The organism is Bradyrhizobium sp. AUGA SZCCT0176 (assembly GCF_018130145.1).
Taxonomy (GTDB): domain Bacteria; phylum Pseudomonadota; class Alphaproteobacteria; order Rhizobiales; family Xanthobacteraceae; genus Bradyrhizobium.
In genome coordinates this window covers 91,273-100,414 of record NZ_JAFCMB010000001.1, presented here as the reverse complement: position 1 = coordinate 100,414, position 9,142 = coordinate 91,273, and the positions used below count along the sequence as shown (strand labels likewise).

Below are 9,142 nucleotides of genomic sequence, written 5' to 3'. Positions count from 1 at the left end.
CCTTTCCGCCGCGGGCGGGGGGACGGCATTTTTCGTCGGAGAGTGAACGATGGGTTACAAAGTCGCGCTGGTCGGAGCGACCGGCAATGTCGGGCGGGAAATGCTCAACATTCTCGACGAACGCAAATTCCCCGCGGACGAGGTGGTGGCGTTGGCGTCACGCCGCAGCGTTGGCGTGGAAGTTTCGTATGGCGACCGTACCCTGAAGTGCAAAGCGCTCGAGCACTACGATTTCTCCGATATCGACATCTGCCTGATGTCGGCGGGCGGCGCGGTGTCGAAGGAATGGTCGCCCAAGATCGGCGCCGCCGGCGCTGTCGTGATCGACAATTCGTCGGCCTGGCGGATGGATCCGGACGTGCCGCTGATCGTGCCCGAAGTGAACGCCGACGCCGTGACCGGCTTCACCAAGAAGAACATCATCGCCAATCCGAACTGCTCGACCGCCCAGCTCGTGGTGGCGCTGAAGCCGCTGCACGACAAGGCCACCATCAAGCGCGTCGTGGTCGCGACCTATCAGTCGGTGTCGGGCGCCGGCAAGGATGCGATGGATGAGCTGTTTTCGCAGACCAAGGCCGTCTACACCAACAGCGAACTGATCAACAAGAAATTCCCCAAGCGTATCGCCTTCAACGTCATCCCCGAGATCGACGTGTTCATGGAGGACGGCTACACCAAGGAAGAGTGGAAGATGATGATGGAGACCAAGAAGATTCTTGATCCCAAAATCAGGCTGACCGCGACTTGCGTGCGCGTGCCGGTGTTCGTCGGCCATTCGGAAGCCGTCAACATCGAGTTCGAGAATCCGATCACGGCCGATGAAGCGCGCAACATCCTGCGCAATGCACCGGGGTGCCTCGTGATCGACAAGCACGAGCCTGGCGGTTACGTCACGCCTTATGAAGCCGCCGGCGAAGACGCGACCTATATCAGCCGCATCCGCGAGGACGCGACCGTCGAGAACGGGCTGTCGCTGTGGTGCGTTTCCGATAATCTGCGCAAGGGTGCGGCGCTGAACGCGGTGCAGATCGCCGAGTGCCTGATCAACCGCAAGCTGATCAGCGCCAAGAAGAAAGCAGCATAAAAGGCCGCGTAGCCTTTAGATGCTGCCCTGCATCTCGCTGACGGCGTGGAATTCCTTTGCCGCCGGATCGAGCACGAACAGGGAGCCTTCCGCGACGCCGAAATAGGCGCCGTGCAAACTCATCTCGCCGCGTTCGACCAAGGTGCGGACGAACGGAAACGTCATTAGATTCTCGAGGCTGCGAAACACCGCCGCCTTCTCGATCCGCACCGTAAACTCCTGCATCGACTCGCGGTCACGCTGCTCGACGACTTCGCCCGGCTTGATGAACATCTGCATCCATCGCCCGATGAAATCGCCGGGCGACAGGGGTTCGATTTTGTCGATGAAGGCGCGGATGCCGCCACATTGCGCATGGCCGAGCACCACGACGTGCTTGATGCGCAAAACATTTACCGCGTATTCCAGCGCCGCGGATACGCCGTGGGCGCCGCCGTCGGGCTGATAGACCGGCACCAGATTGGCCACGTTGCGGACCACGAACAGTTCGCCCGGGCCGGCGTCGAAAATGACCTCCGGCGAAACGCGGGAATCGCAGCAGCCGATCACCATCACCGCGGGCGACTGGCCACGCTCGGACAGTTCCCGGTAGCGTGACTGTTCTGTAGGCAGCCGCTGCGAGGTGAAGGTCCGGTAGCCGTCGAGCAGATGTTGCGGAAATGCTGTCATGGCCCCTGCCTAACCATAGACCGATGACAGGAACAAGGCTTTCGGCCGGCCGTTTGAAATGATATCGCGTGGGGTTCAAAAAGCCCCCGGGGAAACCAGCCCATGATCCGTCCGCGCCGCAGCCTGTTGTTCATGCCGGGATCGAACGCGCGGGCGCTGGAAAAAGCGCCCAATCTTCCCGCCGACGGCATCATCCTCGACCTCGAGGATTCGGTGGCGCCGGACGCCAAGGCGCTCGCCCGTGACCAGATCGCCAAGGCGATCGCGGCCGGCGGGTTCGGCAAGCGCGAGGTGCTGATCCGGGTCAACAGCCTGGATACGCCGTGGTGGATCGACGACGTCACCATGGCCGGCAAGGCGCGGCCGGACGGCATCCTGGTTCCCAAGATTTCCAGCGTCGCGGATCTCAACGCCATCGCCAATCGGCTGAGCGATATCAACGCCGACACTTCCATTCGGGTCTGGGCCATGCTCGAAACCGCGCGCGGGGTGCTGGACGCGGACAAGATCGCCGCGGCCTCGAAGGATTCGGAAACGCGGCTCGCAGGCTTCGTTTTCGGGCCGAACGACATTTCGCGGGAGACGCGGATCCGCATGCAGCCGGGCCGCGCCGCGATGATCCCGATGATCACGCATTGCATCCTGGCGACGCGCGCGCATGGTCTCGAGATCCTCGATGGGCCCTACGGCGATATTGCTAACGTCGATGGCTTTGCCGTCGAATGCGCGCAGGGCCGCGATCTCGGGTTCGACGGCAAGACGCTGATCCATCCGAGCCACATCGAAGCCTGCAACGCGATCTTCACGCCGCCGGCGGAGGAAGTCGCGGCAGCGCGCAAGATCATCGCGGCGTTCCAGCAGCCCGAGAACGCTTCGCGCGGCGCGATCCAGCTCGACGGCCGCATGGTGGAACGGCTGCACGCCGACATGGCCAAGCGGACGATTGCGATTGCGGATGCGATCGCGGCGATGGCGAGCTAGCGGGTCTACACGTTGGCCCGTTCGCCGAGCCCGTCGATGGTGTGGGCGTTGGCGCAATAGTCCGCGTAATGCGCGGCGGCGGTGCCCGCGACGAGTTCACGGCCGCATTGGCGCTTGTGATTGCACAGGGAGCAGACGCGCTCCATGTCACGCAGCACCAGAGGCTCGGTGCGGGCCAGATCGACCTGGTTGATGCCGAGCGCCCCGAGCATTTTCGGCAGCTGATTGGCGGCATGCGGCCCTCGCCGGACCAGCGTCTCCAGATCGGCGGAAGAAACCCGCAGATCGCTGGCGATCTGGCCGAAATTGACGGCGTCCATGTCGCGCATTTCCCTCAACGCGCGCCGGTGCTTCAGCCAGTCGCCGAAGGTGTCGATCACGCGATTGACGATGGCGTGTGGCTTGGTCTGAACATTCATGGGGCGCTCCCTTGGTGGCGATGCCTGCCAAAGAGAACCGCAAACGGAAGCGCGCGTCATTGCGCTGGATCAAACGATTGAGAGGTTTCGGTGAAGCGGTGTTAAGCCCCGAACCGCTCCGCCGCCCAGGCGTAGAGGCTGCCGGGAATGGGCTTCTGGCCGCCGCGGCCTTTCGGCGAGATGTGCAGCCCGATGATATGGGGATCGGCGAGCAGCGCTGAAAAATCCGACGGCTCGAAAAAGTGCTTCGGCTCGGCGTGGACCGCATAGAATGATTGCTTCGGCAGTGCGTGCTGCAATTCGTTCGATCGGCGCGCGAGCGCGGTGAGCGCGGCCGGACCGAAGATCGCCACGCGAATATCCGAGAGGCGGTTCGATCCGCCGCGCAGCTGCCGCAGCAGGAAGGTCAGGCGATGGCGCAGCGCCAGCCAGTCCGGCGTCAGTTCGTCCTGCGCCATCAGATTCTCGAACGCCGTGACGATGGGATCGTCCGGCGGCAGATACAAAACCGAATTGCCGAGCTGGCGCGGCCGCTCCCAGGCGAAATAGGGTTTTGCAGGATCGATCTCGACCGGCTTCAGCAGCAGGACATCCGCGTCGAGCCAAAGCCCGGCCTTCTCCGCCATCAGCCGCATGCGGAAGAAATCGCTGAACTGCAGGATGGTCCAGTCGCGCCAGCTGCCGTCGGGCTGCGGCGGGCGAAGTCGCTCGGAAAAGGAATGCGGCAGGATCGCTTCGGCCTCGGCGCTGCCGACGCCATCGGGCAGGCCGGCAAGCGGGTCGAAACTGTAAACGGTGACCTTGTGGCCCGCTGCGACCTGCGATCGCAGGCAGGTCAGCCGGAGCGCATCGAGCGGGCCATGCCAGAAGGTGACGACGTCAGGCCGCATCGGCGTCGCCTCACTATTGTCGAGCGAGGGCGGCGACCCGCGATCAGGCCCAGGCGCGCTCTATTGTGGCCTTGGCCTCGTAGGTATCGATGGAAGCCTTTTTCTCCATCGTCAGGCCAATGTCGTCCAGACCGTTGAGCAGGCAATGCTTGCGGAACGGGTCGATCTCGAACTTCACGGTGCCACCGTCGGGGCCGCGGATTTCCTGGGCCGCGAGATCGATGGTCAGCGTCGCGTTGGCGCCGCGCTCGGCGTCGTCGAACAGTTTGTCGAGATCGTCCTGGGTGACGCGGATCGGCAGGATGCCGTTCTTGAAGCAGTTGTTGTAGAAGATGTCGCCGAACGAGGTCGAGATCACGCAGCGGATCCCGAAATCCAACAGCGCCCACGGCGCGTGCTCGCGGCTCGAGCCGCAGCCGAAATTGTCGCCGGCGACCAGCACCTTGGAATTGCGGTAGGCCGGCTTGTTGAGGATGAAGTCCGGATTCTCACTGCCGTCATCCTTGTAGCGCTGTTCGGAGAACAGGCCCTTGCCAAGGCCGGTACGCTTGATGGTCTTCAGATACTGCTTCGGAATGATCATGTCGGTGTCGACATTGATGATCTTCAGGGGCGCGGCGACGCCTTCCAGTGTGGTGAACTTGTCCATCGAACGTACTTCCCGGCTGAAATGAGGGGATAAGCCGCCAATTTATCGCGAAATCGCCCCCGGCAAAAGGCCAATTTGTGCAATCCTACCCCGCTCTTACGCTTCTTGGGCTTCAATTGCCTCCATATCGGCGTCCGACAGACCGAAATGGTGGCCGATTTCGTGAATCAGCACGTGCCGGACGATATAGCCCAGCGTTTCCTCATGTTCGGCCCAGTAATCCAGGATCGGCCGCCGGTAGAGCCAGATCATGTTCGGCAGGCGGGCGACGTCGTTATTGCTTTGGTGCGGCAGGCCGACGCCCTGGAACAGGCCGAGCAGGTCGAACTCGGTTTGCGCCTGCATTTCGTCGAGGACCTCGTCGGTGGGGAAATCGTCGACGCGGATGATCACGCCCTCGCACAGGGTTCGAAAGCCCTTTGGCAGGCGCTCGAAAACCTCATGCGCCATGGCTTCCATTTCGGCGAGCGACGGTGCTTTTGCTTCCTTCCACATCGCGCCTGTTTAGCGCGTGTTCCAACGACGCGCCTACTCATTTTGCGCGCCTACTGATTTTGAATCCCATCGCCCGGTTGACCTTGGCGCGGCAATCGGAGACCGTACCGCCCGATAACAGGCTTTGGGTGGGCGGAATGAAGCGGATTGCGGCGGCGGCGGTAGTGGCGATTTTGACCGGATTCTTGTTGCCGGATGGCGGCGCACGGGCTCAGACGGCACCGTCAGCGATGCGCACCGCACAGATGCCGAAGCCGGCTGTCACCGACGCGTCCGCACAACGCCGGCGGCCGCTCCGCCGCGTGCCGATCTACCGGCAGGAGCAGTGGGAGCCGGATGTCTATCCGCGCTATAATCCGGGGCCGAATGCGGTACGCAGTTGCACTGCGACCTATGTGCAGGAATACCGGCCGAGCGGCACTGTCATCACGCCGCGCATGAACTGCTACTGGCGGCCCGGCTAGCGCCCGCGCACGGCGCCGATCAATCCTGCGCAAACCACAATCGCTGACGCCGCATAATTGAGAATGGCCATCGCCGCTCGCTTGCAAGGCCAACGCTGTGTCGCCCGATCGAAGCGTTCATGTTTGAAATCATGACCGTCTCATGAATGCGGAGTGTCTGCAGAAGATGCGGTAGCAGTCTGCGCCGGTTTGACGCGCCGCTGTAATTAATCGGAACCGATGTACACGCTCCTTGTTCATCTTCGTGGCGCAGTCATTCAGTTCGCATTCACGTCCTCAGCTTCAAGCTGTGAACTGCGTCGCGGCGTAGCGGCTGCTTGTCGAGCACCGCTCGCCACGAACGTGACATCCTGAAGACCAAGGAGACTTACATATGCAGGTGATGAAAGTTCTGGGGCTTGCCGCCGTTGGCGCCATGCTCGTTATAGCCGCTCCAACCGAGCGCGCTAACGCGTTGTCGCTGAGCAACCCTGGCGCTGCTGCGGCCGTCCAGGAGGATGTCAAGCCTGAGACGACAGAGGCGGGATGGCGGCATCGCCATCATCGCTGGCATCGTCATCATCACCACCGTCGGCATCATCATCATCGTCACCATCATCGCCGCTGGTGATCGCGAGTTTGCGGATTTGAAGTGAGCAGGTCCGTTCATCGCGGGCCTGTTTTCACTTCAAGTTTACTGCCATGAAACGGGCGCCATTGCTGCCTGTTATTTGATGATCCTGAATCAGAAGAGGTAGATCGTCATGAAGACCTTGATCGGAGCAGCCGCTGTCGCGGGCGCTCTGGTGTTTGCCGGCCCGGCGGCGGTCAATTCGGCGGCCGCGGCATCGCCGCAAATGAAGCAACAAACCGCCGGCACGTCAGGTGCGACCGACTTCAGCGCGCAACGCTATTACGGGCGCCATTATGGTTACGGCTATTATCGGCCGTATGCTCGCCCATACTACCGGCCGTATTACGGACCCCGCTATTACGCGCGGCCCAATTACTACCGGCCATACCCCTATTACGCACCGGCGCCGTTCACGTTCGGCTTCGGCTTCGGTCCGTATTGGTAACGGGCGCGGCCATCGCGCTCAGGAGACGAGCGCGATGGCGTTGATCCCGTTCACGCGCAACGGGAAGCGGATCAGGCCGCGCGAATGAGATCGAGGAAAGTGTTGACGTCGGCGCGCAGCTTCTCCGACTGATGGCTGAGGTCGTCAGCCGCCGTCAGCACTTCCGACGCCGCGGCGCCGGTCTCGTTGGCGGCGTCGTTGACGCTGCCGACGTTCGAAGATACCTCGGTCGTTCCCTTCGAAACTTCCTGGATGTTCTGCGCAATGTCGCGGGTGGCAGCGCTCTGCTGCTCGACCGCGGCAGCGATCGCCGTGGCGATTTCGTTCATCTGGGCGATCGTCGTCCCGATCGTCTTGATGGCCGTCACGGCGTTGCCGGTCTCCTGCTGGATCGCGGCGATCTGGGCTGAAATATCCTCGGTCGCCTTGGCGGTCTGGGTGGCAAGCGCCTTCACCTCGGTGGCGACGACGGCAAAGCCCTTGCCGGACTCGCCGGCGCGCGCCGCTTCGATCGTGGCGTTGAGCGCCAGCAAATTGGTCTGCGACGCGATGTTCTGGATCAGCGCAATGACATCGCCGATCTTCTGTGCCGCTTCGGCCAGGCCCTCGACGGTCTTGTTGGTGCGGTCGGTTTCGGCGACCGCAAGGTTGGCGGTCTGGGACGCCTGCGCCACCTGGCGCGAGATTTCGCTGATCGAGGCATGCAGTTCCTCGGTCGCCACGGCAACCGTCTGCACGTTCGCGGAGGCGACGTCGGAGGCGTTGGCGACAGCGGTGGCCTGCCGGCTGGTTTCCTCCGCCGTTGCCGTCATGCTGCCGGCGGTGGCGTGCATCTCGGCCGACGCCGCGGTCAGCGTTTGCAAAGCTTCCGAGACCTGGACGTCGAAGGTCGCGATGTAACCTTCGATGGCGCGCTGCCGGGCTTCCTTGCGGATCTGCTCCTCGCGCTGTTCGGCTTCGAGGCGTCGCGCCGTCATCGCATTTTCCTTGAAGACGGTGAGCGACTTGGCGAGACCGCCAACCTCGTCGGTGCGGCCGGCACCGACGATCGAAATATCGAGATCGCCCCCGGCAAGCTTGGTCATTTCAAGCGTCATGCGCCGCAATGGCTGGGCGATCTGGCCGAACGCGATCCAGCCGAGGATAGTAAAGGCCAGCAGCAGGCCGACAATCGCCCCGACCACGAGCAAGAAACGGGTGTATTCGGCGCTGGCGACGCTCGCGTCGCGCGCGGCGCGCATGGCGTCCGTATTAATGGTGATGAGTTGTCCCACCGCCGCGATCGCGGTCTGGCGATGCTTGGCCGCGACGTTGACCGAATAGGCGAATGCTTCCTCCATCTTGCCGGCGGCCGCCAGTTCGAACACCTTGGCGCTGGCGACCCGGCGGTCCTTGACTGCGGTTCGCATGGTGTCGATCAACTGGCGCTGTTCGGGAGCGGTGGTGACGGTCGCCAGACGATCGATCGCCTCCAGCGTGGCATCGGTGGCCTTGCCGTAGGACTCGACGTTCCGGCTGATCGCCTTGCTGTCCGTGCCGGAGAGAATGACGTTCTTCTCGCTCACCGCGGCGCTGTTGAAATGGCTTTCGGCCTGCAGACTGTATTGCACCCGCATCGCGTTGCCGTCGACGAGGCTCGCCGCCGTCGCGGACAGGTTGCTCAGGGCCATCGAGGCCTGCACGACGATCCCGACCGCCACAAGGGCGACGATCGCGGCAGGCACTGCGATCTTGGCAATAATGGGCAGGTTTTGAAATCTGGCGATCATGTCTGGATCTCTCTGGAGTGAAATTTGCTTGCTGCCGAACCACTGCGACCGGCCTGAGAACCGCGCCCGTGCCGGCACGGCGCCACGCCGGATCAAGCCCTCCACACGAGGGGATCCGAGGCCAGCTATCGATTTTCTGATTGGTTAAGGGTCAGTTTACCAGCCGGCCGTTAGCAAAGTGTTGACGCTGTCAGGAACGAGTCCCTCCAACGCAGGTCCTGGTCAGGGGCGTGGCAGCTCAGCCCTGCTTCAAACGCTGTTCAAATCCCTTCGCCAGCAACTATCCGATCCCGGACGCGGGCTTGTCCCCGCTATCGCCCGTGGCTGGGCCACCGCTATTGGCGCCATCGCGTGCACCACTTCCGATACTGGTGAGGTTGAGTTGAAACAAAACAGGCGCCCGCTGGGGCGCCTGTCTTTTGAATAGCGTGATGAGCGCGAAGGGGCTCAATCCCAGTCCTTGCCCTTCCAGGGCTTGATCTTCCACGGGGTGAGCGACTCCAACCGCCATTGCTGCCAGTGTTCCGGCGGCCAGTTACTGAGGCGCCTTGTGTCTTTCGGCGTGGCGGGGACGAGATCGACGATGCGCGAGACGTTGCGCCGGCTCTGGCGCGTCGCCTCGCTAATCATATCGACATATTCTGGTTTATCGGCCACGTCCGGC

General features: G+C 62.6%; 12 protein-coding genes. 5 read left to right on the top strand and 7 right to left on the bottom strand.

Translation table 11 applies throughout. The features are described from left to right. Window positions 1–49: 49 nt before the first annotated feature. The gene (locus JQ600_RS00520) at window positions 50–1,084 is read left to right on the top strand and encodes an aspartate-semialdehyde dehydrogenase (RefSeq protein WP_192739342.1); all 1,035 of its coding nucleotides are present in this window, start codon (window positions 50–52) and stop codon (window positions 1,082–1,084) included. 15 nt (window positions 1,085–1,099) lie between these two features. Here JQ600_RS00520 and JQ600_RS00515 read toward each other — a convergent pair whose 3' ends face one another. After that, window positions 1,100–1,753, bottom strand: coding sequence for a carbonic anhydrase (locus tag JQ600_RS00515; protein WP_212267592.1), 654 nt, complete (start codon window positions 1,751–1,753; stop codon window positions 1,100–1,102). 102 nt (window positions 1,754–1,855) lie between these two features. Between JQ600_RS00515 and JQ600_RS00510 the strand changes: the two genes are divergently transcribed. After that, entirely contained in the window at window positions 1,856–2,734 is an 879-nt protein-coding gene (locus JQ600_RS00510) for a CoA ester lyase (protein WP_212267594.1), read from the top strand. Between the two features lie 5 nt (window positions 2,735–2,739). Here the strand turns inward: JQ600_RS00510 and JQ600_RS00505 are convergent, their stop codons facing one another. From JQ600_RS00505 to JQ600_RS00490, 4 genes are all read right to left on the bottom strand, one after another. Then, window positions 2,740–3,153, bottom strand: a complete 414-nt coding sequence (locus JQ600_RS00505; RefSeq protein ID WP_212389421.1) for a hypothetical protein — start codon at window positions 3,151–3,153, stop codon at window positions 2,740–2,742. A gap of 101 nt (window positions 3,154–3,254) precedes the next feature. Then, window positions 3,255–4,043, bottom strand: coding sequence for a hypothetical protein (locus tag JQ600_RS00500; protein ID WP_212389420.1), 789 nt, complete (start codon window positions 4,041–4,043; stop codon window positions 3,255–3,257). Window positions 4,044–4,086: 43 nt separating this feature from the next. Further along, entirely contained in the window at window positions 4,087–4,692 is a 606-nt protein-coding gene (gene leuD, locus JQ600_RS00495; protein ID WP_212389419.1) for a 3-isopropylmalate dehydratase small subunit, read from the bottom strand. A gap of 96 nt (window positions 4,693–4,788) precedes the next feature. Next, window positions 4,789–5,187 carry a metallopeptidase family protein gene (locus JQ600_RS00490; protein WP_212267602.1) on the bottom strand — a complete coding sequence of 133 codons (399 nt, stop codon included), beginning with the start codon at window positions 5,185–5,187 and terminating at the stop codon, window positions 4,789–4,791. 137 nt (window positions 5,188–5,324) lie between these two features. Here JQ600_RS00490 and JQ600_RS00485 point away from each other — a divergent pair, with 137 nt between their 5' ends. The 3 genes from JQ600_RS00485 (at window position 5,325) to JQ600_RS00475 (ending at window position 6,709) form a co-directional block, all read left to right on the top strand. Beyond that, entirely contained in the window at window positions 5,325–5,651 is a 327-nt protein-coding gene (locus tag JQ600_RS00485) for a hypothetical protein (protein ID WP_212267604.1), read from the top strand. Window positions 5,652–6,148: 497 nt separating this feature from the next. Continuing rightward, window positions 6,149–6,286, top strand: a complete 138-nt coding sequence (locus JQ600_RS37490; protein WP_212389418.1) for a hypothetical protein — start codon at window positions 6,149–6,151, stop codon at window positions 6,284–6,286. A 108-nt stretch (window positions 6,287–6,394) separates the two neighbouring features. Then, entirely contained in the window at window positions 6,395–6,709 is a 315-nt protein-coding gene (locus tag JQ600_RS00475; protein ID WP_212389417.1) for a hypothetical protein, read from the top strand. A 71-nt stretch (window positions 6,710–6,780) separates the two neighbouring features. On the opposite strand, the gene JQ600_RS00470 is transcribed toward JQ600_RS00475, so the two are convergent. Together JQ600_RS00470 and JQ600_RS00465 are read right to left on the bottom strand one after the other, a co-directional pair. Next, window positions 6,781–8,478 (bottom strand): methyl-accepting chemotaxis protein, encoded by a 1,698-nt coding sequence (locus JQ600_RS00470; RefSeq protein WP_212389416.1) that lies wholly within the window; start codon window positions 8,476–8,478, stop codon window positions 6,781–6,783. 447 nt (window positions 8,479–8,925) lie between these two features. After that, window positions 8,926–9,135, bottom strand: coding sequence for a hypothetical protein (locus JQ600_RS00465; RefSeq protein ID WP_212389415.1), 210 nt, complete (start codon window positions 9,133–9,135; stop codon window positions 8,926–8,928). Between the last annotated feature and the right edge of the window lie 7 nt (window positions 9,136–9,142).

Excerpts from the sequence above, each read along its gene's own strand:
- JQ600_RS00475 (WP_212389417.1), top strand. The coding sequence starts at position 6,395 with ATGAAGACCTTGATCGGAGCAGCCGCTGTCGCGGGCGCTCTGGTGTTT.
- JQ600_RS00490 (WP_212267602.1), bottom strand. The coding sequence starts at position 5,187 with ATGTGGAAGGAAGCAAAAGCACCGTCGCTCGCCGAAATGGAAGCCATG.
- leuD (WP_212389419.1), bottom strand. The coding sequence starts at position 4,692 with ATGGACAAGTTCACCACACTGGAAGGCGTCGCCGCGCCCCTGAAGATC.
- JQ600_RS00505 (WP_212389421.1), bottom strand. The coding sequence starts at position 3,153 with ATGAATGTTCAGACCAAGCCACACGCCATCGTCAATCGCGTGATCGAC.
- JQ600_RS00515 (WP_212267592.1), bottom strand. The coding sequence starts at position 1,753 with ATGACAGCATTTCCGCAACATCTGCTCGACGGCTACCGGACCTTCACC.
- JQ600_RS00520 (WP_192739342.1), top strand. The coding sequence starts at position 50 with ATGGGTTACAAAGTCGCGCTGGTCGGAGCGACCGGCAATGTCGGGCGG.
- JQ600_RS00510 (WP_212267594.1), top strand. The coding sequence starts at position 1,856 with ATGATCCGTCCGCGCCGCAGCCTGTTGTTCATGCCGGGATCGAACGCG.
- JQ600_RS00485 (WP_212267604.1), top strand. The coding sequence starts at position 5,325 with ATGAAGCGGATTGCGGCGGCGGCGGTAGTGGCGATTTTGACCGGATTC.
- JQ600_RS00500 (WP_212389420.1), bottom strand. The coding sequence starts at position 4,043 with ATGCGGCCTGACGTCGTCACCTTCTGGCATGGCCCGCTCGATGCGCTC.
- JQ600_RS37490 (WP_212389418.1), top strand. The coding sequence starts at position 6,149 with ATGTCAAGCCTGAGACGACAGAGGCGGGATGGCGGCATCGCCATCATC.
- JQ600_RS00470 (WP_212389416.1), bottom strand. The coding sequence starts at position 8,478 with ATGATCGCCAGATTTCAAAACCTGCCCATTATTGCCAAGATCGCAGTG.